This is a genomic window from Mycolicibacterium austroafricanum (genome assembly GCF_902705885.1).
In the GTDB taxonomy this organism is placed as follows: domain Bacteria; phylum Actinomycetota; class Actinomycetes; order Mycobacteriales; family Mycobacteriaceae; genus Mycobacterium; species Mycobacterium vanbaalenii_A.
This window is the reverse complement of the sequence record NZ_CACSIP010000019.1, coordinates 61,840-84,649: the sequence shown is the minus strand read 5'-3', so window position 1 is coordinate 84,649 and position 22,810 is coordinate 61,840. Positions and strand designations below refer to the sequence as shown.

Sequence of the window (22,810 nt, the reverse complement as noted above, 5' to 3'; positions counted from 1 at the left end):
GCGTCATCGCCGACGGCGACGGGTCGGGGGGACTGGTCCGGCGAGCCCGCGGGTCACCAGCTGCAGGGCCTGCTCGGTGAGCCCGTGCAGGGATTCGCTCTGGCCGTAGGCAAGCCACCACTCGTAGGCGTACTCGACCGCTGCGACGGCCGCGCGCACGAGCACCCCGGCGCGCATGTCCGCCGCGGGAACGGTGTCGTCCCAGCGGCGTGCCACCGCTCCGATCAACTCGTCGTAGTCCTCGCGGTCGAGCAGGGACGCTCGCCGCAGTTCTGCCGGCGCCGACGCCATCGCCCGACGCCACAGTTCCAGGGTCTCGTCGTCGTCCACGAACTGGGAGGTGCGGGCCAGGATCGCCGCTGCCAGGGAATCGACGACGTCCTCGTCGCGCGGGCGCGCGTGGAAGTTGGCGACGATCTTGGCCCGACCCCGCTGGGTTGCTCCGAGTAGGAGGTGCTCCTTGCTCGGAACATGACGGAAGAACGTGCTGGGCGAAATGCCCACCTCTTCGGCGATCGCTTCGGTGGTGACCTTGTCGAACCCGTGCTCAGCGAACATCCGCAGTGCGACATGCTGGATGTCGGCGCGTAGCGCATTGCGCTGCCGCTTGCGCAGCGGGACCGTCGTGGTGCCGCCGCCGGGCTCCTGCGTGGTGGCCATGCTCACCTCGGCGTTCGATGTTCGGGGCGTGAGACGGGATGCCTCTCAGCGGAATTCGGGATCGCCGCGCCCGGAGGTCTCAGTCTCCAGAACGTGAGATCAACTGTCAACTTCGAGGTCACTGTTGTTCTGAAGTCTGTTGTCAGCGTGAGGGAGTGAACCCCCGCAGGCGTAGGCTGTTGCTGACCACGAACACCGAGCTGAACGCCATTGCGGCACCGGCGATCATCGGGTTGAGCAGTCCGGCCGCGGCGAGCGGTAGAGCGGCGACGTTGTATCCGAACGCCCAGAACAGGTTGCCCTTGATCGTGCTCAACGTCTTGCGGGACAACCGGATCGCGTCAGGCACCGCACGCAGGTCATCGCCGACGATCGTCAGATCGCTCGCCTCGATGGCCACGTCGGTCCCGCTGCCCATGGCCAACCCCAGGTCCGCCTGCGCCAGCGCGGCTGCGTCGTTGACGCCGTCGCCGACCATCGCCACGACCCTGCCGTCACCCTGCAGGCGCTTGACGGTATCGACCTTGTCCTGCGGCAGAACTCCTGCGATCACCTCGTCGATACCCACCTGCGCCGCCACCGTACGGGCCACCGCGTCGTTGTCGCCGGTGACCATGATCGGGGTCAGTCCGAGGCCCTTCAGCAGGGAAATGGCCTCGGCGGAAGTCGCTTTCACCGCGTCGGCCACCATCAGCAGCCCGCGGGCGCGCCCGTCCCACGCCACCGCGACGGCTGTCCGGCCATCCAGTTCCGCCTGGTGCGCGGCGAGGGTCAGGGTGTCAGGCACGTCGTAGGATCGGTCGGCCAGGAGCTTGAGCCGGCCCAGCAGCACGGGGTGGCCGTCGACGGTCCCCTCGACTCCCAGGCCTCGCAGATTGGTGAAAGCCTCGACCCGCGGCAGTTCGCCGAGCTTGCCCCTGGCGCCGGCGGAGATCGCCCGGGCGATGGGATGCTCGGACGGACTCTCCGCGGCGCCGGCGATTCTGAGCACCTCGTCGGGTTGCTCGTCGTCCGCGGCGACCACGTCGAACAGCGTCATCGTGCCGGTCGTCACGGTGCCGGTCTTGTCGAGAATCACCGTGTCCACCTGGCGCGTGGACTCCAACACCTCGGGCCCCTTGATCAGGATGCCCAACTGCGCCCCGCGTCCGGTCCCGACCATGAGTGCAGTGGGCGTGGCCAGCCCGAGTGCGCACGGGCACGCGATGATCAGCACCGCGACCGCTGCCGTGAACGCGGCCGCTGCCGAAGCGCCCGCGCCGACCCAGAAACCCAGTGTCGCGACGGACAATCCGATCACGATCGGTACGAAGACCGCCGAGATCCGGTCGGCCAGGCGCTGTGCCTGTGCTTTGCCGTTCTGCGCATCCTCGACCAGTCGAGCCATCTGGGCCAGTTGGGTATCGGAGCCCACGCGTTCGGCGCGCACCACCAGTCGGCCGTCGACGTTCACCGTCGCGCCCACCACCTGGTCGCCCGGTAGCACCTCCTCCGGCACCGACTCGCCGGTGAGCATCGACGCATCGACGGCCGAACTGCCCTCGACGACCACGCCGTCGGCGGCGATCTTCTCCCCGGGCCGAACCACGAACTCGTCGTCGACACCCAGCAGGTCGATCGGTATGCGGTGCTCTACGCCCTCCCTGAGGACCGACACCTCCTTGGCGCCCATCTCCATCAGCGCCCGCAGGGCTGCGCCGGCCCGTCGCTTGGCGCGTGCCTCGAAATAGCGTCCCGCGACGATGAACGTCGTCACCCCGGCGGCGGCCTCGAGATAGATGTTGGCGGTGCCGTCGGTGCGGGCGATCGTCAGCGCGAAGGCATGCGTCATTCCCGGCGTTCCGGCGGTACCCCAGAACAGCGCGTACACCGACCAGCCGAGGGCGGCCAGCGTGCCGAGCGAGATCAGCGTGTCCATGGTCGCTGTCCCGTGCCGCAGGTTCGTCCACGCTGCCCGGTGGAACGGCCACGCACCCCACACCACGACGGGGGCCGCCAACGTCAGCGACAGCCACTGCCAGTAGGTGAACTGCAACACCGGCGCCATCGCCATCGCGATCACCGGGACCGACAGCGCCACGCAGATCAGGAGGCGCCGACGCAGCGCCGCGGTCGGGTCGTCGACAGCGCCCTCTGAGGTCGGAGTCGGCTCCGGCAGCCGGGCCTGATAGCCGGCCGCCTGCACGGCGGCCACGAGTTGCTCGGGGGTGACGTCGTCACCGAACTGCACGCGGGCCTTCTCGGTCGCGAAGTTGACGGTGGCGACCACGTTGTCGAGCTTGTTGAGCTTCTTTTCGACCCGCGCCGCGCAGGAGGCGCACGTCATCCCGCTGATGGACAGGTCGACGGAGGTCATTGCCCGGCCTCACCATGCGTGGGCAGGTGCTGGTTCGTCGACGGGGCGTGTGGCACCGAGCCGGGGTCGGGGCCGAAGGTGCCTCCGACCCAGACCGAGACCGCAAAAACCCCGACGAGCAGGGCGGCGAACACCGCGATCCTCGAGACGACGTTCATGGCGGTGCCGGTCATCCGGCCAACTGGTAGCCGGCCTCTTCCACGGCTACGCGGACGGCCAGGCTGTCCACCGGTTCGGCGCTGTCGATCGTCACCGTACCTTTGGAGAGGTCGATGCCGACGTCGACGACGCCGGGAATGACGGTCAGTTCGGCGCGCACCGAGGAGGCGCACCCCGCGCATGTCATGCCCGCGACGGTGAAAGTGGTGGATTCCATGGAGTTCCTCTCGGGCGAACGACGTGCTTGACACCTGTGTACCATACCCCCCTAGGGTATTCAAGAGGTTCGAAGGGAGCAAGGAACGGATGCGGAAACACAGTGTGCAGGTCGGAGCGGGTGCCGTGGGTGCCACCCTGGTGCTGCTGATGGCGGGCTGCAGCGGCGAAGGCACCGACGCCGAGCAGGACACTGCAGCCCCACAGCAGGAGTCGACCTCGCAAGCGGCCGACGGGCACGACGGTGAGCACGGTGATGTGCACGGCGCGGATGTGCACAACGACGCGGACGTGGCGTTCGCCCGCGACATGATTCCCCACCACGAGCAGGCGATCGTGATGAGCGACATCATCCTGGCCAAGGAGGACATCGACCCGCGCGTCACCGAGCTCGCCGACCAGATCAAGGCCGCGCAGGGGCCCGAGATCGAGACGATGAGGGGTTGGCTCGCGGAGTGGGGCACGGCTCCGCCGCCGTCCGGGCACGAGGGGCACGACATGCCCGGCGATCAGCCCATGCACGGGTCCGTGCACGAGGCGATGGGAATGATGACCGACCAGCAGCTCGACGAGCTGCGCCAGGCCCAGGGCGCCGATGCCAGTCGGCAGTTCCTCACCGGGATGATCGAGCATCACGAGGGCGCGGTGACGATGGCGCAGACCGAGATCGACGCCGGTCAGTTCGCGCCCGCCGTTGCGCTGGCAACCGAGATCATCGAAGCCCAGGTGCGTGAGATCGACACGATGAGGCAGATCCTGGATTCCATGTAGCGCATGGCAGCATCGCCGGCATGAGGATTCTCGTCCAGCGGGTCACCTCCGCGCGCGTGACGGTCGGTGCCGGCTCGGCGGCCGAAACGGTCGCCGAGATCCGGCCCGGCGGTCAGGGTCTGCTCGCGCTGGTGGGGGTCACCCACACCGACGACGTCGCCAAGGCGCAGAAGCTGGCCGAAAAGCTCTGGCAACTACGGATACTCGACGACGAGAGATCCGCGAGTGATGTGGGGGCGCCGATCCTGGTGGTCAGTCAGTTCACGCTGTACGGCAACACCACCAAGGGGCGACGCCCGACGTGGAACGCAGCGGCGCCGGGGGCGGTCGCCGAACCGCTCGTTGATGCGTTCGCCCAGGCGCTGGCCGGGCTCGGTGCCCGGGTCGAGACCGGCGTGTTCGGCGCGGACATGCAGGTCGAGCTCGTCAACGACGGCCCGGTGACCCTGCTGCTGGAGCTGTAACTACTGCGCGGCGGTGATCTGGACACCTTCGGAGGGCTGCACGATCACGAATCCGTTGCCGTAGAACGACACCTGCACCGCTTCACCGGAGCCGCGGCCGATCAGGGCACCGGCCTTGAAGCTCGTCTTCAGCTGCGTCTGCAGGTTTGCCGACCAGGCGACCACGGCATTGGTGTCGGCGAAGGTCTGGGCCTCGGCGGCATTGAGCACCACCGGCGGCCCGTCGGTGGTGAGCGCAACCCACCCGGTGCCCCGCAGCATCGTGTTGAACAAGCCGCCGGCCGCGATGCTGCCGCCCTTGACCCGCTCGATGGTCCAGTCGAGGCTCGACGAGAACGCCAGCACGTTCTTGCCGCTGATGGACAACCCCGAATTGGTGATGTTGAGCAGGTGAACGTGGTTGGCGCGCTCGGCGAGGAACACGTCTCCCTGGCCGGAGCAGCGCATCAGCGGCAGCCCTTCGCCGGTGAGCGCCTTCTTGATGAACTTCGAGGCGCCGCCACCCTCGAAGGCGAAATCCACGTTGCCCTGGTAGGCGACCATGGATCCCTGCCGCGCCATGAACGGCTCACCGAGGCGCACCCTGAGCAGCCTGGAGTTCTGGTTGGCGATCGCCTTGTCTTCTTTTTCGCTGAACCGCCCGTCGATCAGGTCCCCGGTGATGCCGGCGAATCCGTCGCCGCCGCCTGGCTGATCGGGCTGCGCCGGGCCCTGGTGTCTGCCCTGGTGCTGGCTCTGGTCGTGCTGGGCCGTCTGTTGACCGCGGTCCTGCGGCGCCGCCTGCGGACCCGGTCCGCCGCCGCCGAGCGGCGCACGGATCACCTGGCCCTGCTGGGAGACCTGATCGGTCCACTGTTGCCCGTCGAACCACCGGTATTCGTAGCGGCCCTCGGGGTCGGGCTGCCAGCTGCCTTGTCCGGGTCCTGTCACCGCTGCCTCCTTGACGTTTGACCGGCTTCCCACACTATGCCGCGCGAGGCCGGCGGCTGGCATCCTTGGGTGATGGCAAAGGAAATTGACCGTCAGCGGGCCCAAGGCGCCCTCGCGGTGATCAGACAACATCCCGGCATGGTGCTGTTCGCGCTGTCGCCGGTGCTGCTGGGGCTGGGTGTCGTGTGGTGGCTTTTCGGTGCCGGGTGGGCGGCGCTGCTGCTGATCGCCGCGGTGCTCGGCGGTGGCGCGGCCGTGCTGACCAAGCGCCGCTGACGTCGGCTCTCGCCATCGTTTCGCCGACGGCGAACTGCCGCCCACCAGCGGTGCAACAGTGTAAGCATGTAATCATGAGACACCATCCCCACAGCCGGAGGCCGGGACGTTCCGGCGGCTGGCAGCAGGCCGACCAACCCGATGCAACCGACGCCGCCGACTGGTTCGCCGGTCGGATGCCCGAGGACTGGTTCGCCGGTGACCCACAGGTCGTCGTCGACCGAGAAGAGATCACCGTGATCGGCCGGCTGCCCGAAGGCGCCGACAGTTCCGAGAGCGAGGCCCGCGCGTCGGGTCGCGCGGCGCGGTTCCGTGAGCAGACCCGCACGGAACGGATGCGCATTGCCGATGAAGCCGAGGCGCGGTATGGCCGCAAGGTGGCGTGGGGTGTCGAGATCGCGGCGACCGGCGCCGCTCCCGAGCGAATCCTGTTCACCCACATGGCGGTACCGGTGATGACCCGGCTGCGGCAACCGGAACGCCAGGTGCTCGACACACTGGTGGACGCCGGCGTGGCCCGGTCCCGCTCCGACGCGCTGGCATGGTCGGTCCGGTTGGTCGGGGAGCACGCCGACGAATGGCTCGCGGATCTGCGTGAGGCGATGCGCAACGTCGACGACCTGCGCGCAGCAGGCCCGCAGGTCTAGACCCCGCAGGTCTAGACCCCGCCGGAACGGTATTCCAGCAGGCTCCCACGCGGAAAAGTGCTGCTGGAATACCGTTCCGGCAGATCAGGTCAGGGGTTTGACGCCCACGTAGCAGGAACTCAACGCCGAGGTCTGCGACAACGGGTCCACCGGTCCGGCGTCGACCAGCAGGTTCCGGTTGACGCCGAAGGACACCGGCTCGGCGCCCCCGCGCGGGTCGAATACGCGTGAGCCCCAACCGTGGTCGACCACCACCACGCCACGACGGGGACGCTCGCTCAGCGATGCCGTCAGCTCGATCTCGCCGACCGCAGAGAACACCTTGACCGGATCGCCATCGCCGACGCCGAGTGTCGCCGCGTCCAGCGGATGCAGCAGTACCTCGTTGCGTTTGCCCGCCGGGTGCAGGCCGGGCAACTCGTTGAGCCACGAGTTCATCGAGTGCCGGTGGCGCCGGTTGGCGAGTTGGAACGGATAGTCCACAGGCGCCTCGGGTGGCGGCTCGGCCAGCAGCTCCTCGGTCCGCGCGACGAACTCGGCCGGCGCCGCGTGCACCTTCTTGTCCGGCGTGCGCAGCGCTCGCCTGAAATGCCCGAACTCCCGCGGCCCCAGCACCCAACCATGCGGGTGAGCCAGGATGTCGCGCCATTTGATCCTGCGCCCGTTGAACTTTCGTCCTGTAGCGACCACCAGCCGGTCGATCCAGTGCGGGGTGAACTCGAGGCCCGGCCGGCCCGTCAGCCGGGCGACCCGGCGGGACGCCCCGATGAAGCCGTTGAGCCCTCTGGCCCGGAACAGCGGCTTGCGCATGGCGATCGCGAGGTCGACGAAGATCCGCCATTCCTGACGTGCGCCCGGCGGCGGTTCGACCGCCTTGGCGCCGTACTGCAGGTAGGGCTCGTCGTGCATGTTGCTGGTGAACGCCAGCAGGTCGTCGCGTTCCAGCCAGTGCACCGCCGGCAACAGCCAGTGCGCGTGACGATGGCTTTCCCGCTGCACGAAGTCGATGGCGACCAGCAGGTCCAGCTGCGACAGCGCTTCGTCCAGGCGGGCTCCATCGGGCCCGGACACCACCGGATTGCCGCAGTTGATCACCATCGCCCGGATCTGACCGGGACCCACAGTGGTGATCTCCGCGGGCAGTTCGGACAGCGCGTGGGCGCCGGCCACCATCTCCCGCCCCGACAACCTGTTGCGGTGCGGGCTGGTCTTGACCATGCCCGACATCTTGATGGCGTCGACGTAACCCGGCTCGTACCGGCGGCCGCCGGGACGGTCCATCCGACCCGTGATCACGTTCAACACGTGGCCGAGCCACTCGGCGACGGTGCCGGCCAGATGCAGCGACACCCCTGTGCGCGTCACCACCATGGCACGTGGTGCTGCTGCAAGATCTCTTGCCACACTTTCGATCTGATACCGATCGACGTCGCAACGGCGCGCCAGGTCGTCGAGGTCGGCCTGCGCCACGAGGTCGCGTAGCTCGCTCACCCCGGTGGCGAGTTCGGTGCAGTCCTCGGTGTGCTCCAGCCCCTCGTCGAGGATGACCTTGACCATCGCCAGCAGCAGCGCCCAGTCCTGACCGGGACGCACGGCCAGGTGGCGGTCCGCCTTCTGCGCGGATTCGGTCCGCAACGGGTCGACGACGACGATCTGGGCGCCCTGGGACTGCCGCGCCAGAGCGCGACGCCAGCCTCCCGGCACCGTTTCCAGCCAGTTCCAGGCGCTGACGGCGGGGTTGGTGCCGACCAGCAGGAAATAGTCGCAGTTGTCGATGTCCGAGACGGGGGCCATCAGGATCGACCCGTACATGGCCGCGGCCACCACGTGCATCGCGTTCTGGTCGATCGAACCGACGAAGTACCGGCTGCGGGTGCCGACGGCATCCAACCAGCCGTTCATGAAGATGATGTTGGACGACGAGAAGCCCGACGGGTTGCCGTAGTAGACGCCGACAGCGTCCGGGCAGTCGGCGTCGATGACGGCATTCATCCGCGCGGCGATGTCGGTGATGGCCTCGTCCCAGGTCGCCTCGACGTACGAATCGCCCACGCGTCGCATCGGAGTCAGGATCCGCCTGGGGTGTTCGACCAGTTGTGCGGCGGTGCGTCCCTTGGCGCAGAAGTCGTGCCAGCTGTGCGGATTCTGTTTGTCGGCAGAGATCTTCGTGGCCCGGTTGTCCTCGACGGTCACGTCCACGCCGCACGAGGCCAGGCAGTACCGGCAGAACGTGTGAACGGTCTTTCGGCCGGACGGGGTACCCATGTCGTCATCCTGCACGAAGCAATCCGCTTAAACCGACGTTTGGAGTCAGGCCTGCGTCATCGTCCAGTACTCACCGCGGCGGGCGATCAATTCGGCGTGGCTGCCGCGTTCGACGATCCGGCCGGCCTCCATCACCAGGATCATGTCGGCATCGCGGATCGTCGAAAGCCGGTGCGCGATGATGAAACTCGTGCGGTCCCGGCGCAGTCGACTCATCGCATGCTGGATCAACACCTCGGTACGGGTGTCCACCGAGCTGGTGGCTTCGTCGAGGATCAACAACTGAGGTCGGGCCAGTACGGCTCGGGCGATCGTGATCAACTGCTTCTCGCCGGCACTGATGTTCGTGCCGCCGTCGTTGAGAAGGGTGTGGTACCCGTCGGGCAGCGTGTGGATGAACCGATCGACGTACGCCGCGGCGGCCGCCTCGACCACTTCCTCCTCGGTGGCCTCGGGGCGGCCGTAGGCGATGTTGTCGTACACCGTCCCGGCGAACAGCCAGGTGTCCTGCAGCACCATCCCGATGCGGGAGCGCAGGGAGGCGCGGCTCACCGAAGAGATGTCGACGCCGTCGAGCAGGATCCGCCCCGAGTCGACGTCGTAGAACCGCATCAGCAGGTTCACCAGCGTCGTCTTGCCGGCGCCGGTGGGTCCGACGATCGCGACCGTGGTGCCCGGCTCGGCGACCAGCGACAGATCCTCGATGACCGGGGTGTCGGGCAGGTAGCCGAACCAGACGTGGTCGAACTCGACCCGCCCCCCGAGTCCAACACCGCGCCCGTCGTCGACCGCGGGCATCGTCTCGGAGGAATCGACCGGCTCCTCGTCGGCATCGAGCAGGTCGAAGACCCGTTCTGCGCTCGCGATCCCGGACTGCAGGGTGTTGTACATCCCCGCGATCTGCGTCAGCGGCTGGTTGAACTGGCGCACGTACTGAATGAACGCCTGGATGCTGCCGAGCGTGATCTGCCCGGTCGCCACCTGCAACCCACCCACGACGGCCACCGCCACGTAGCTCAGGTTGCCGACGAAGATCGTCGCGGGAGACACCAGTCCCGACAGGAACTGGGCGCCGAAGCTGGACCGGTAGACGTCGTCGTTGAGCTCACTGAACTGTTTCTCGGCCTGGGCGCGGTGCCCGAAGGTCTTGACGACCGTGAAGCCGCTGTAGGTCTCCTCGATGTGCGCGTTGAGCCGTCCGGTGTTGCGCCACTGCGCGACGAACAGTTTCCGTGACCGGCGCGCGATCGAACGGGTGACCCACAGTGACAGCGGCACCGTCACCACCGTCAGCAGCGTCAGCAGCGGCGAGATGGTCAGCATCATCACCGCCACCGCGAACACCGTCAGGACCGACGTCAGCAGTTGGGTGATGGACATCGACAGTGACGTCTGCACGTTGTCGACGTCGTTGGTCAGTCGGCTGAGCACTTCGCCGCGCCGCCGCGAGTCGAAGTACTGCAGGGGCAGTCGGTGCACCTTGTTCTCGACGTCGGCGCGCAACGCGACCATCGTCCGCTGCACGACGACGTTCAGGATCCTAGCCTGTAGCCAAACCAGGAGGGCGGCAACCAGATACAGCGCCAAGGCCAGCGCGAGTGTGCGGGCCACGGCGCCGAAGTCGACACCCTGCCCGGGTACCACGTCCATCCCGGACAGTAGATCGGCGAAGCTGTCGTCGCCCCGCGCCCGCGCCGCGTCGATTGCCTGCGCCTTGGTCAGACCCGCCGGGAGCTGGCGGCCGATGACACCGTTGAACAGCAGATCGGTGGCGTGGCCGAGGATGCGTGGGCCGACCACCCCGATGGCGATGCCGCCGACGCCGAGCAGCATCACCGCCACCGTCAGGCTTCGGTGGGGGAGCAGGCGCTTGAGCAGCCGGACCGCGGAGCCCTTGAAGTCGCGGGACCGGACCTCCGGCGGCTCGGCGCCGCGCAGCGGTCGTGCCAGGGGCCCGGTCATGTCTGACCGGCGTTGACCGACTGGGAATCTGCGAATTCGCGGTACGCCGAACAGGTGCGCAGCAGGTGCGCGTGGTCACCGGCACCGACGACCCGGCCGTCGTCGACGACGACGATCTGGTCGGCCTCGGCGACCGTGGCGATGCGCTGCGAGACGATCAGCACCGTCGCGGCGGCCGACACCTCGCGCAGCGCGGCGCGAACGCGTGCGTCGGTGTGGACGTCCAGGGCGGAGAACGCATCGTCGAACAGGTAGATCGCGGGGCGGCGGATGACGGCGCGGGCGATCGCCAGGCGCTGGCGCTGCCCGCCGGAGAAGTTCATGCCGGCCTGGGCCACCTGCATGCCCAGTCCGTCGGGGTGGGCGGCGACGAAGTCGTCGGCCGCGGCCACCCGCAGCGCCTCCCACATCTCGTCTTCGTCCGCCACATGCCCTGGGGCCGCGCCGAGCTGCAAGTTCTCGGCCACCGTGCCCGCGAACAGATACCCGCGCTGCGGGACCAGCCCGATCGCAGACCAGAGCCGTTCGATGTCCAAGTCGCGCACGTCGATTCCGTCCACGCTCACCGAACCGCCCGTCACGTCGTACATCCGGCAGATCAGCGACAGCAGCGTCGACTTGCCCGACCCGGTGGATCCGACGATCGCGGTGGTGGTGCCTGGCCGCGCGGTGAACGAAACATCTTCGAACACCGGACGCTCGGCGCCCAGATAACTGAACGTCGCGGACTCCAGCCGCACCTCACCCACGATCCGCTCGGGCCGGATCGCGGTCTCGTCGCTGGTGATCGCCGGCGTGGTGGTGAGCACCTCGGTGATCCGCTCCGCGCATACCGACGCACGGGGGATCACCACCAGGATGAACGTCGCCATCAGCACCGCGAGCAGGATCTGCATGAAGTACGACAGGAACGCGATCAGCGACCCCACCTGCATCTGGCCGGCGTCGATGCGCTGGCCGCCGAACCAGATCAGCGCCACGCTGGAGACGTTGATCACCAGCGTGGTCACCGGCAGCATCAGCGCCTGCCAGCGCCCGGCCTCCAGCGCGGTGTCCGCCAGTGCGCGGTTGGTCTCGGCGAATCGGTTGCGCTCGTAGGGCTCCCGCGCGAACGCCCGCACCACCCGCAGGCCGGTGAGCTGCTCGCGCATCACCCGATTGATGCCGTCGATCTGACGTTGCAGCCGGCGGAAGATCGGCAGCAGGTGGGACACGATCCAGTAGTTGGCGACCGCGAGTAGCGGCACGCTGACCAGCAGCAGCCATGCCAGACCGGCGTTGAGGTGGATCGCCATCACGATGCCGCCGACGCACATGATCGGGGCAGTGATCAGCATCGTGCAGGTGAGTTGCACCAGCAGTTGGATCTGCTGGACGTCGTTGGTGGTCCGGGTCAGCAACGAGGGGGCGCCGAACCGGCCGGTCTCCTCGGCGGAGAACCCGGTGACGTGGTGGAAGATCACCGAGCGCAGATCCCGGCCGACGCTCATGGCCGCTCGCGATCCGAAGTAGACCGCTCCCACGGCGCACACCACCTGCAACGCGGTGACCGCCAGCATCACCCCGCCGAGCTCGACGATGAGTGTCAGGTTGCCCTGTGCGACGCCGTCGTTGATGATCGCGGCGTTCACCGTCGGCAAGTACAGCGTCGCGAGGGTGCTGATGACTTGGAGCAGCGCCACCACCGCAAGCAACCGCCGGTACGGCCGCACGTGCCGTCGGAGCAGCTCCCAGAGCATCCCGCTACTTTCGCACACCCGCCAGGCGGGACGCGTGTTCGGCTGGCCTGCCTGAGAATTCCCTAAATGAGCTGCTCAGTCGGCATGTCGGTGGTTCCCCTGAGGCGCGGCCGCTACAGTGCATGGCGTGACACCCAGCAAGTCGGCGCAGGCCACATCTGCTCCTCGCGTGCGCGGGGCGCTGGCCGTCGCGGTTGCGGCCATGCTCCCGGTCCTTGCCGCGTGCTCCGACTCCGAGCCGGCTTCTCCGGCCGTGCCGACAACGGACGCGCCGGCAGAGGGCATCTCGCACGGCCCGTTCTTTCCCGAGTGCGGCGGAGTCAGCGACGAAGAGGTGATCAGCCAGACCCAAGTGCCCGGCCTGGTCAACACCGCCAAGACATCGGTGGGGTGCCAGTGGCTCTCCGGTGGCAGCATCCTCGGCCCGCACTTCTCGTTCACCTGGTTCCGCGGCAGCCCCATCGGCCGGGAGCGCAAGACCATGGAACTGTCCCGCACCAGCGTGGAGGACATCAGCATCGAGGGCCACGACGGGTTCATGGGGATCAACGAAGACCTGACCACGGGCGTTGTGAACCTGTGCGAGATCGGCGTCCAGTTCGGCGATGACTTCATCGAGTGGTCGATCAGCTACGCGCAGCCGCCGTTCCCCGACGCCTGCGAGGTCGCCACCGAGCTGACCCGCCAGTCGATTGTGAACTCCCGGTGAGCGCGCGGCGGATACGGGCCGGTGCGATCGCCGCCCTGACAGGGCTGGTTCTACTGACCGGCTGCAGCCAGACCGTCGAGGGCACCGCGGCCAAGGCGGGATCAGGGAACGTCCCGCGCAACGACGACTCGGAGCGCCAGTACCCGAACCTGTTGAAGGAATGCGAGGTGCTGACCGAGGACATCCTCGCCGAGACCGTCGGCGCGGACCCTCTGGACATCCAGAGCACCTTCGTCGGCGCGGTCTGCCGATGGCAGGCGGCCAATCCCGCCGGGCTCGTCGACATCACCCGGTTCTGGTTCGAGCTGGGCAGCCTCGACAACGAGCGCCAGACCGCCGAGGAGCTGGAGTATCAGATCGAGAGCCGGTCGGTCGCCGGCATCCAGTCGATCGTGATGCGCCCCAACGACCCCAACGGCGCGTGCGGTGTGGCCAGCGACGCCGCGGGCGTGGTGGGCTGGTGGGTCAACCCGCAGACACCCGGCATCGACGCCTGCGGCATGGCCATCAAGCTGATGGAGCTGACCTTGGCCACCCGGGCGTAACACGCACGTTCAGCGCGCCAGCGCGTTCCGCACGCTCAGCGTGCGATATGGAAATCGACCAGCTCGGCACCGCCGAGCGCCAGCTGATTCCACGGCTCGGCGATGCGCAGCACCGCGACCGAAGACGTGGGGAATTTCGCCGAGATCTCCTGGGCGGCCGCACCATTGTTGGTAGCGTCGTTCGCCAGGTTCAGCGCCAGCGACGACATCACCGGTTCGTGTCCCACCACGAGCAGGGTGGTCAGTTCCGCGTGGTCTCCGAGGTCTGCGGCGAACCGTGATCGCACGGTGTTGATCTCGTCGATGACGATTCCGGGTGTCGAGTCGTAGATGCGATCGACATACTGCACCGCCGCGGTGATCCCGGTCCGTTCCAGCGTCTGCCGTGTGCGGGTCGCGGTCGAGCACAGCACCGCATCGACGTCACCGACGTTGGCCCTGATCCAGTCACCGGCCAAGACGGCCTCCCGAATGCCTCGGGCAGCCAGCGGCCGCTCATGGTCGTCGACGCCGGACGGATAGTCGGACTTGGCGTGGCGAAGCAGCAGCAGCGTGCGGATCGTGGTGCTCATGCGGACAACGGTAGGCCATGCCGGTGCGCGTCCCCGGACTTGTCGGCGGCCCGCCATACACTCGCGGTGCCATGGCCGACAGGCTGGGGGACCAGGTGAGGAAGGACGGGTGAGATGCGGTTTCTGCACACTGCCGACTGGCAACTCGGGATGACCCGTCACTTCCTCAACGGGGAAGCGCAGCCTCGGTATTCGGCTGCCCGGCGTTCCGCGGTCGCGGCTCTCGGCCCGCTCGCCACCGAGGTCGGCGCCGAGTTCGTCGTCGTCGCCGGCGACGTGTTCGAGCACAATCAGCTCGCTCCGCGTGACGTCAGCCAGTCGCTGGAGGCGATGCGCGCCATCAACGTGCCGGTTTACCTGCTTCCCGGTAATCACGATCCGCTCGACGCGTCGTCGGTCTACACCAGCGCGCTGTTCACCGCGGAGCGGCCCGACAACGTCGTCGTGTTGGACCGTCCCGGTATCCACGAGGTGCGGCCGGGGCTGGAGTTGGTGGCCGCGCCCTGGTACTCCAAGGCGCCCACCGTCGACCTCGTCGCCGAGGCGCTCGAGGCTGCGCCGGCGGACGGGACCACCCGGATCCTCGTCGGCCACGGTGCGGTCGACATCCTCGTGCCCGACAAGGACAGGCCCTCACTCATCGGCTTCGCGGCGCTGGAGTCCGCCGTCGCCCGTGGTGCGGTCCACTATGTCGCGTTGGGGGACAAGCACTCCCGGTTGAGCGTCGGCGCCACCGGGCGGGTCTGGTACTCGGGCTCACCAGAGGTGACGAACTACGACGACATCGAACCGGACCCTGGCCAGGTGCTCGTGGTCGACATCGACGAATCCGATCCGCTGCGGCCCGTCGCGGTCGACGCCCGCCGGATCGGCAGCTGGCGGTTCGTGTCGCTGCGCCGCCCCGTGGACGACAGCCGCGACATCGCCGATCTGGACATCAACCTGGACCTGATGCCGGACAAGGAACGCACCGTCATCCGGCTGGGTCTGACCGGAACGCTGACGGTCACCGACAAGGCCGCGTTGGATGCGTGTCTGGACCGCTACGCCCGGCTGTTCGCCGCACTGGTTCCGTGGGACAAGCAGACCGACATCGCCGTGATGCCCGCCGACGGCGAGTTCGACGATCTCGGCATCGGGGGTTTCGCGGTCGCCGCAGTCGACGAGCTCGTGGCCGCCGCGCGCTCCACCGGCGAGGAAGCCGAGGACGCCCGGGGAGCGCTGGCGCTGCTGCGGCGGCTGGCCGAGGGCGGTGCCGCATGAAGCTGCACCGCCTGACGCTGACGAACTACCGCGGCATCTCGCACCGCGACATCGAGTTGCCCGACCACGGCGTGGTCGTGATCAGCGGCGCCAACGAGACCGGCAAGACGTCGATGCTGGAGGCTCTCGATCTGCTGCTGGAGACCAAGGACCGCTCGACCAAGAAGGAAGTCAAACAGGTCAAGCCCACCCACGCCGACGTCGGTGCCGAAGTCACCGCCGAGATATCAACCGGGCCTTACCGTTTCGTGTACCGGAAACGATTCCACAAACGTGCCGAGACGGAGCTGACGCTGCTGGCGCCGCGGCGGGAGCAGCTCACCGGCGACGAGGCACACGACAGGGTGCTGGCCATGCTCGCCGAAACCGTCGACATGGATCTGTGGCAGGCCCAGCGGGTGTTGCAGTCGGCACCCACGTCGGCGGCCGATCTGTCCGGATGTAACGCCCTGTCCCGCGCCCTCGACGTGGCGGCCGGTGAGGTCGAGGACGCCGCCGACGCCGCTGACGCCATCGTGCCTAACGGCGGCACCTGCGGTGATGTCGACACGCTGCTGGTGGACCGGATCGACGAGGAGTACCGGCGTTACTTCACCTCGACGGGGCGGCCCACCGGGGAATGGGCGGCCGCGACCGCCAGACTGCGGGCTGCCGACGAGGACGTGGCCAGGTGTGCCGCGGCGGTCGCCGAGGTCGACGAGGCGGTGCGCACGCACGCCACGTTGACCGCCCAGGTCGCGGCACTGACGGTGGAGAGCACCGCCGCGTTGGAGCGACTGACCGATGCCAGGACCGCCGCTTCGGCCGTCACGAGGTTGCGCGGCGAGCTCGCCCAGGCCAACGTGCTGGCCGATGCGGCGAAGTCGGCACACGCCGCGTCGGTCGCGGCGTTGACCGAGCGGCGCCGTGCCCGGGCAGACATCGACGAACGCACCGCAGCGATCGTGGACCTCCAGGCGGCGTCCGACGACGCGGCCGAGGAACTCGCCACCGCCGGGGAGGTGCAGGTGGCGGCCGAGGAGGCGGCGGCGCAGGCCCGGTCGGCGCTCGAAGCCTCGCAAGCCCGGGTCGACGCCGCGCGTGCCGCTGCGCAGCTACTGTCGGACCGGGAGCAGCTCGACCGCATCGCCGCCCGGATCGGCACCATCGAAGGCCACCAACGCGAACTCGATTCCGCACAGCGCAGCCTGTCCGCCATCACGCTCACCGGCGAGCTGATGCAGACCATCGAGGACGCCGCAGGCGCGGTCGAGCGGACCGGCGCCGCGGCGGCGCAGGCCTCGGCGCACCTCGAGCTCGTCGCCGCCACCGACCTCGAGGTGCGGGTCGGCGGCGAACCCGTCACGTTGCGCGCCGGCGATGAATGGTCGGCGGGGGTCAGCGGCACGACCGGTGTCGAGGTCCCCGGGGTGCTCTCGGTGCGGTTCACAGCGGGTGCCCCGGCCGCGACCACCCAGGCTGCTCTCGACGCTGCCCGGGCGGACTTGGCGGCCGCGCTGCAGCAGGCCGGCGTCGCCGACGTCACCGCCGCGCGCACCCTCGACGAACAACGCCGCGACTTGGCCCAAGTGGCGCAACGGCTTCGATCCGTCCTCGGTGCGCTCACCGCGGAAGACACCCTCGAAGACCTGCGGTCGCGGCTGTCGCAGCTGCAGGCCTGCATGCCCGCCGAGGACGGGCTGTGGGACCCGGCGGCACCCGGTCCGCAGGAACCTGCCGCGGTGCACGCCAAGCTCGAAGCTGCCACCACGGCGCATCAACAGGCGGTCCGCGACTGTGAAACCCGACGCAAGGTCGCCGAAGAGGCCGCCAAGCTGCTCGCCGAGCGCGGTATGCGCGCGGCCCGCGCCAAGGAGAAACTGCAGGCCGCGCAGACGGAGCTGGCGGTCGCCGGCGGACGTCTGGCCGCCCAGCGGCAGGCCACCGGCGACGACGAGCTAGCGGTCAAGGCCGAGACCGAAGCCGACGTCTCGGAGAAGGCGCTGGCTCTGGTCGCCCGGCTGGACGCCGAACTGGCCGGCCACCAGCCGGCGGCGGTGGCCGCCGAACTCGAAGACGCCGAGCGGGCCGCGGCCGGCATCCAGAGCCGCCATGACCGCGCCGCCGAGGAGTTGCGCGAGGTCGCCGCTCAGTTGAAGGTGTATGGCACCGAGGGACGCAAAGGCCGGCTGGACACCGCCGAGGCCGAACGCGAGCATGCCGAGGGCGAGTATCAGCGAGTGCAGCGTCGCGCCCGGGCCGCGCAGCTGCTCCGCACGGTGATGAGCCGCCACCGCGACGCGATGCGGCTGCGCTACGTCGACCCGTTCCGCGACGAGGTGGAGCGGCTGGGCCGCATCGTGTTCGGCGAGAGCTTTGAGGTCGACATCAACAGCAAGCTGTGCATCGAGGGCCGCACACTGTCGGGGCGCACCGTGCCGTACGAGTCGTTGTCCGGGGGAGCCAAGGAGCAACTGGGCATCGTCGCCAGGCTGGCCGGTGCCGTCCTGGTCGCCAAGGAGGACAGCGTGCCGGTGGTGATCGACGATGCGCTCGGGTTCACCGACGCCGAACGGTTGACGAAGATGGCCGAGGTGTTCGACGCGGTCTCCACCGACGGCCAGGTGATCATCTTGACGTGCAGCCCGCAGCGCTACGCCGGTGTGCGCTGCGCCCAGCACATCGAGCTGACCGCCTGAAATCGCCGGCCGCCGTGCGTCGGCACCTAGACTTCGGCTCGTGGACGCCGATTACGTCATCGTGGGAACAGGCTCTGCCGGCGCAGTCCTGGCCAACCGCCTCAGCGCCGATCCCTCCGTCCGGGTCACCGTGCTCGAGGCGGGCATGCGTGGAAAGGACAAGTTCGTCCACATCCCCGCCGGCTTCGCGCAGTTGATGCGGGGCCCGCTGGACTGGAATTACCTGACCGAACCCCAACGGGGTCTCGGCGGACGCCGGATTTACTGGCCCCGGGGCAAGATGCTCGGCGGGTCGTCGTCGATGAACGCGATGATGTGGGTGACAGGGTTCGCCGCCGATTACGACGAGTGGGGTGAGCACGCCGGTGAGCAATGGGACCACGCCCACCTCGAGCCGTACCTGCGGCGCATCGAATCGGGCCCGCTGGTCATCTCGCGCCAACGCAGCCCGCGGGCGTCGACCGCAGCCTGGCTGACCGCGGCGCAGGAATGCGGATACCCCGTCGAGGAGCCGAACCAGGCTGAGCCGCAAGGCTTCTGCGAGACACGTGTCACCCAGCGCCGGGGTGCGCGATGGAGTAGCGAAGACGCCTACCTCAAGCCCATCCGCAAGCGCAAGAATCTGCGGGTGCTGACCGAGGCCACGGCGACGCGGGTGGTGTTCGCCGGCGACCGGGCGATCGGCGTGGAGTTCGACGGCAAGCACGGCCGCACCGTGGCCACCGCGCGCCGAGAGGTGGTGCTGTGTGCCGGGGCGATCAACACCCCGCAGCTGCTGATGCTCTCCGGCATCGGTGACCATGACCAACTCGCCCGGCACGGCATCGTCGGCGTCGCGCACTCGCCGGAGGTGGGCGCCAACCTGATCGATCACCTCGTCATCCCGCTGGGCTTCGACGTGCCCCACGACTCGCTGTTCGCGGCGCAGAAGCCGCTGGAGCTGCTCAACTACTTCGTGCGGCGTCGCGGCATGCTCACCTCGAACATCGGGGAGGCCTACGGCTTCATCAAGAGCCGACCAGACCTGGAGCTCCCGGATCTCGAGCTGATCTTCGCTCCCGCACCCTATTTCGACGAGGGGATCGGTGATCCCTACGTCGGCCACGCCGTGGTGATGGGTCCGATCCTGCTCAAACCCCAGAGCCGGGGCACGATCACGCTGCGGACCGCCGACCCTCACGACAAGCCGTTGATCGACCCCCGCTACCTGACCGACGATGCCGGGGCGGACCGGGAAGCGCTGATGGCGGGGCTGCGCGTGTGCGCCGACATCGCCCGCGCCCCGGCGCTGCGGGAGACCATCGGCAGAATCGCCCGTCCCTTGGACGCCACCACGCTCGATGACCAAACCCTTGCCAGGGCACTGGAATCCCTGTCGCACACGCTGTATCACCCGGTCGGCACCTGCCGGATGGGCACCGACGACGCCAGCGTCGTCGATCCCGAGTTGCGGGTCCGCGGCGTGACGGCGCTGCGGGTGGCCGATGCGTCGGTGATGCCGTCGATCATCCGCGGCCACACCCACGCACCCAGCGTGTTGATCGGCGAGAAGGCCGCCGACCTCATCACCTCCTGACCGCGAGCGCTCGTGTCTGCACGCCGACGCGCCGCTGACCGCGGACATCGAGCGCGCGGTCGCGGCCGACGAGTGCGCTGAGAACGCGCGGGGCACAATTAACGTGATGACGATGAACGCCGCACGGCGCCGAGCGCATGACAAGCTCGCCGCGCTGGCCGGTGTGCGCCCGGTTCGCAGGCCGATCGTGCAGGGCGGCGACGGCGAGTTCGACCTCTACTACGTTCGGACCGGCCACAAAACCGCCCATCCGCTGGTTGTCATCCCCGGCGGACCCGGGGCGGCTTCGGTGGCGCTCTACCGGGCGTTTCGGCGCCACGCGGCGGTCGACGGACTCGACGTCATCATGATCGAGCACCGTGGTGTCGGCCTGTCCCGCCATGACGACGCGGGCGGTGACCTGCCCCCGGAGGCGCTGACCGTCGACGCGGTGGTCGACGACATCGCCGCGGCGCTCGACGACGCCCAAGTCGATTCGGCGATCGTGTACGGAACGTCCTACGGCACATACCTGGCGGCCGGCCTCGGGGTGCGTCACCCGGGACGGATCCACACGATGGTGCTGGACTCGCCGCTGCTCTCGGCCGCCGACATCAACGACGTTCGGGCACAGATCCGACGGGTGCTGTGGGACGGGGTGATTCCGGAGAGCGCCGACCTCGCGGTCAAGGTACGCCGATTGGTCGCCGACGGTGTCCTCGATCCGACAGCCGTGCTGCGGGCCGCCGGCATGTACGGCATCGCCGGCCCGAAGGTGCTGAGCCGTCAGCTGGACCTGCTGCTGGCCGGTCATGACTGGCTGTGGGCAGCGGTGGGACTGGGAACCAGGCTGCTGCTGGAACGTCAGACGCCGTACCACCACGAGCCAGACCTCGTCGAGCGCATCGCCTACCGGGAACTCAACTATGGTGCGGTACCGGACGGCGGCCCGCTCGACCCGGCGCTCGGCTTCCGGGAGATCGCCGGCGGTGACCCCGATTTCGTCGCCGAGCCCTACGACCTGATGGCGGCCATGCCCGGTTTCTCCTGGCCGACCGCGGTGATCTCGGGCGGACGTGACCTGACCACACCACCGGCCGTGGCGCGGCGGATCGCCGAGCTGATCCCCGACGCGGTGCTCGTCGAACTCCCGACGGCCGGCCACAGCATCCTCGACACCCGAGAGCAGGCTGCGCTGCGGATCTGCACGTCCGTGACCGCCGGCAAGATTCACCAGCTCCCTTCGCTCTCAAGCGAACTGGACGACCTGCCGGCGAACCTGTCCCTCCGGTTGCTCGCCCGCGCGATCAACGTCGCGGCGAAGGCGGAGTCCGTGGTGCCCGATGCGCTCGCCCGCGCTGGGCGCCAGGTCACTCCTTCATGAAGCCGATCGCGGTGTACTTCAGGTCACCGATACCGGACGGGCCGTAGTTCGCCAGGTTGGAGCGCACCGCGACGTTGCCCGGCGACTGGAACAGCGGCAGGCTGAACCCGACGTCCCAGATCAACTCGTCGAGTTCGTTGCCCAGGTCGCGGGCCTTGGCCGGGTCCAACTCGGAGAGCGTCTGCTCGATCTTGGCGTCGATCTCCGGGCTGCCGATCCTGCCGAAGTTGCTCTCCCCGTCGGAGGCATAGATCTGGGTCAGGCCACCCAGCGGGAACGCGTCCCCGCCCCAAGCGAATTGGGCGATGTCGAAATTCCCCGGCGTGATGTAGTCGCTGAACAAGGTGCCGCCGGCGACGGCGTTCAACTGCAGTTCGACACCGATCTGCGCCAGGTTGTTCTGCGCGATCTGACCGATCTGGCGGGTGCTCTGTGCGTCATAGAAGACGTCCCGGATGGTGAGCCTGCGGCCGTCCTTCTCGCGGAACTGGCCGTCGCCGCCGAGTGTCCAGCCCAGCGCATCCAGATCGCGCCGCGCGGCCTCCGGGTCGAATGCGGTGGCGTTGTCCTGGTAACCCTCCTGGCCCGCGAGGTAGATGTGGTTGTTCAGCGGTACCGGGTTGTCGACGAGGCCACGCTGCGTGATCGCCGCGATGGCCTGGCGGTCGATGCCTTTCGCGATGGCCGTCCGGAGCGCCGGATCGGACAGAATCGAGCCTTCCGCGCCGTTGAACGTGAGGTGGTACCAGCTCGGCGCCGGCGCCCGCCGGACCGAGACGCCGTCGGTGCGGCGGGCGATCGTCAGATCATCCAGCGTCCCCAGCCCGACCGCGTCGAGCGCGTTGTTCTGCAGCGCCGGTATCTTGGCCGCGTCGTCGAGCACCGTGTAGGTGATCGAATCCAGAACCGGCGGGGTTCCCCACCATTGCGGGTTGCGGCTCAACACGATTCGCTGTGCGCTGCGGTCGACCGAGGTGATGGTGAAGGGCCCGGCCGACGGCGAGGGACCGTCCAGGAAGCCGGTGTTGAACGCCTCCGGCGTCTCGGTCATCACCTTGGGGGCGAGCATGCTGTTGCCTGCGAACATTCCCCGCCAGTCGGCGTAATGCCTGGCGAAGGTGATGACGGCCTGCCGGTCGTCGACGCCCTTGGTCACCGACGCGACGCGCTCGCTGCCGTTCGGGGCCGCGAACAGATATGCGGGATCCTTGCCGCTGGTGGCGTTGATCTGGGCCGCGATGTCCTCCCAGGTGATCGGCGCCCCGTCGGACCAGACCGCCTTGGGGTTGATCGTGTACGTGACGACCTGGGGGTCCGTGCTGGTCAACTCGACGCTGGTGAAGTAGTCCTCGTTGACGGTCATCTCCCCGTCGGGCCTGATGAAGAACGCCCGCGGCTGCGTGGCGCGCAACAATGCGCCCAGTTCTCCGAGGTTGCCGTCGATGTGCAGGTAGTTGAAGTTGGGCGGGAAACCCGACAGCGCGAGCCGCAGATTGCCGCCCTGCTGCAGCGTCGAAGGATCCTGCGGGTTGATATCGGCGGTCGCGCCTATCTCGGCGTCACCACCGGCGGACGGCACGTCGCTGTCCGGGCTGGAACAGCCGGTCAGTACCAGCACGGCCGCCATGCCGACACCGAGCAGACGCAAAATCGCACGCA

20 protein-coding genes are annotated in these 22,810 nt (G+C 68.5%); 10 read left to right on the top strand and 10 right to left on the bottom strand.

Annotation, left to right across the window (positions count from 1 at the left end):
• Positions 1-3 precede the first annotated feature (3 nt).
• From BEMPMBAN_RS14255 to BEMPMBAN_RS14240, 4 genes are all read right to left on the bottom strand, one after another.
• Positions 4-660 carry a TetR/AcrR family transcriptional regulator gene (locus tag BEMPMBAN_RS14255; protein ID WP_159231029.1) on the bottom strand — a complete coding sequence of 219 codons (657 nt, stop codon included), beginning with the start codon at positions 658-660 and terminating at the stop codon, positions 4-6.
• A 142-nt stretch (positions 661-802) separates the two neighbouring features.
• Complete coding sequence (locus BEMPMBAN_RS14250) at positions 803-3,016, bottom strand: heavy metal translocating P-type ATPase (RefSeq protein WP_159231028.1); 2,214 nt, start codon at positions 3,014-3,016, stop codon at positions 803-805.
• Positions 3,013-3,189, bottom strand: coding sequence for a hypothetical protein (locus BEMPMBAN_RS14245; protein WP_159231027.1), 177 nt, complete (start codon positions 3,187-3,189; stop codon positions 3,013-3,015). Before BEMPMBAN_RS14245 ends, BEMPMBAN_RS14250 begins: the two co-directional genes overlap by 4 nt.
• Positions 3,186-3,392, bottom strand: a complete 207-nt coding sequence (locus BEMPMBAN_RS14240; RefSeq protein WP_159231026.1) for a heavy-metal-associated domain-containing protein — start codon at positions 3,390-3,392, stop codon at positions 3,186-3,188. The genes BEMPMBAN_RS14245 and BEMPMBAN_RS14240 overlap by 4 nt, the downstream gene beginning before the upstream one ends.
• An 89-nt stretch (positions 3,393-3,481) precedes the next feature.
• Between BEMPMBAN_RS14240 and BEMPMBAN_RS14235 the strand changes: the two genes are divergently transcribed.
• Positions 3,482-4,162: a DUF305 domain-containing protein gene (locus BEMPMBAN_RS14235; RefSeq protein ID WP_159231025.1), complete on the top strand. Its 681-nt coding sequence runs from the start codon at positions 3,482-3,484 to the stop codon at positions 4,160-4,162.
• Positions 4,163-4,182: 20 nt separating this feature from the next.
• Positions 4,183-4,626: a D-aminoacyl-tRNA deacylase gene (gene dtd, locus BEMPMBAN_RS14230; protein WP_159231024.1), complete on the top strand. Its 444-nt coding sequence runs from the start codon at positions 4,183-4,185 to the stop codon at positions 4,624-4,626.
• Here dtd and BEMPMBAN_RS14225 read toward each other — a convergent pair whose 3' ends face one another.
• Positions 4,627-5,556 (bottom strand): AIM24 family protein, encoded by a 930-nt coding sequence (locus BEMPMBAN_RS14225; protein ID WP_234897453.1) that lies wholly within the window; start codon positions 5,554-5,556, stop codon positions 4,627-4,629.
• Between the two features lie 72 nt (positions 5,557-5,628).
• Between BEMPMBAN_RS14225 and BEMPMBAN_RS14220 the strand changes: the two genes are divergently transcribed.
• Both BEMPMBAN_RS14220 and BEMPMBAN_RS14215 read left to right on the top strand, forming a co-directional pair.
• Positions 5,629-5,832 carry a hypothetical protein gene (locus tag BEMPMBAN_RS14220; RefSeq protein ID WP_159231022.1) on the top strand — a complete coding sequence of 68 codons (204 nt, stop codon included), beginning with the start codon at positions 5,629-5,631 and terminating at the stop codon, positions 5,830-5,832.
• A gap of 74 nt (positions 5,833-5,906) precedes the next feature.
• Entirely contained in the window at positions 5,907-6,479 is a 573-nt protein-coding gene (locus tag BEMPMBAN_RS14215) for an ATP-binding transcription factor AbmR (RefSeq protein WP_159231021.1), read from the top strand.
• Positions 6,480-6,563: 84 nt separating this feature from the next.
• Here the strand turns inward: BEMPMBAN_RS14215 and BEMPMBAN_RS14210 are convergent, their stop codons facing one another.
• From BEMPMBAN_RS14210 to BEMPMBAN_RS14200, 3 genes are read right to left on the bottom strand one after another with little or no spacing between them, the layout of a single operon-like run.
• Positions 6,564-8,744, bottom strand: coding sequence for a molybdopterin-containing oxidoreductase family protein (locus tag BEMPMBAN_RS14210; protein WP_159231020.1), 2,181 nt, complete (start codon positions 8,742-8,744; stop codon positions 6,564-6,566).
• A 45-nt stretch (positions 8,745-8,789) separates the two neighbouring features.
• Positions 8,790-10,706, bottom strand: a complete 1,917-nt coding sequence (locus BEMPMBAN_RS14205) for an ABC transporter ATP-binding protein (RefSeq protein WP_159231019.1) — start codon at positions 10,704-10,706, stop codon at positions 8,790-8,792.
• A complete protein-coding gene (locus tag BEMPMBAN_RS14200) occupies positions 10,703-12,445 on the bottom strand; it encodes an ABC transporter ATP-binding protein (protein ID WP_159231018.1) in 1,743 nt (580 codons plus the stop codon). Before BEMPMBAN_RS14200 ends, BEMPMBAN_RS14205 begins: the two co-directional genes overlap by 4 nt.
• 118 nt (positions 12,446-12,563) lie before the next feature.
• On the opposite strand from BEMPMBAN_RS14200, the gene BEMPMBAN_RS14195 reads away from it, so the two are divergent.
• Both BEMPMBAN_RS14195 and BEMPMBAN_RS14190 read left to right on the top strand, forming a co-directional pair.
• The gene (locus BEMPMBAN_RS14195) at positions 12,564-13,154 is read left to right on the top strand and encodes a DUF3558 domain-containing protein (protein WP_425294975.1); all 591 of its coding nucleotides are present in this window, start codon (positions 12,564-12,566) and stop codon (positions 13,152-13,154) included.
• Positions 13,151-13,699, top strand: a complete 549-nt coding sequence (locus BEMPMBAN_RS14190) for a DUF3558 domain-containing protein (RefSeq protein ID WP_159231017.1) — start codon at positions 13,151-13,153, stop codon at positions 13,697-13,699. The genes BEMPMBAN_RS14195 and BEMPMBAN_RS14190 overlap by 4 nt, the downstream gene beginning before the upstream one ends.
• Before the next feature lie 35 nt (positions 13,700-13,734).
• On the opposite strand, the gene BEMPMBAN_RS14185 is transcribed toward BEMPMBAN_RS14190, so the two are convergent.
• Entirely contained in the window at positions 13,735-14,271 is a 537-nt protein-coding gene (locus BEMPMBAN_RS14185) for a SixA phosphatase family protein (RefSeq protein WP_159231016.1), read from the bottom strand.
• Between the two features lie 114 nt (positions 14,272-14,385).
• On the opposite strand from BEMPMBAN_RS14185, the gene BEMPMBAN_RS14180 reads away from it, so the two are divergent.
• The 4 genes from BEMPMBAN_RS14180 (at position 14,386) to BEMPMBAN_RS14165 (ending at position 21,151) form a co-directional block, all read left to right on the top strand.
• Positions 14,386-15,534 (top strand): metallophosphoesterase family protein, encoded by a 1,149-nt coding sequence (locus BEMPMBAN_RS14180; protein ID WP_159231015.1) that lies wholly within the window; start codon positions 14,386-14,388, stop codon positions 15,532-15,534.
• Positions 15,531-18,212 (top strand): AAA family ATPase, encoded by a 2,682-nt coding sequence (locus BEMPMBAN_RS14175; protein ID WP_159231014.1) that lies wholly within the window; start codon positions 15,531-15,533, stop codon positions 18,210-18,212. The genes BEMPMBAN_RS14180 and BEMPMBAN_RS14175 overlap by 4 nt, the downstream gene beginning before the upstream one ends.
• Before the next feature lie 40 nt (positions 18,213-18,252).
• Positions 18,253-19,788, top strand: coding sequence for a GMC family oxidoreductase (locus BEMPMBAN_RS14170; protein WP_159231013.1), 1,536 nt, complete (start codon positions 18,253-18,255; stop codon positions 19,786-19,788).
• Between the two features lie 106 nt (positions 19,789-19,894).
• Positions 19,895-21,151 (top strand): alpha/beta fold hydrolase, encoded by a 1,257-nt coding sequence (locus tag BEMPMBAN_RS14165; protein WP_159231012.1) that lies wholly within the window; start codon positions 19,895-19,897, stop codon positions 21,149-21,151.
• On the opposite strand, the gene BEMPMBAN_RS14160 is transcribed toward BEMPMBAN_RS14165, so the two are convergent.
• The gene (locus tag BEMPMBAN_RS14160; protein WP_159231011.1) at positions 21,138-22,778 is read right to left on the bottom strand and encodes an oligopeptide ABC transporter substrate-binding protein OppA; all 1,641 of its coding nucleotides are present in this window, start codon (positions 22,776-22,778) and stop codon (positions 21,138-21,140) included. The two genes, BEMPMBAN_RS14165 and BEMPMBAN_RS14160, sit on opposite strands and share 14 nt — an antisense overlap.
• Positions 22,779-22,810: the final 32 nt, after the last annotated feature.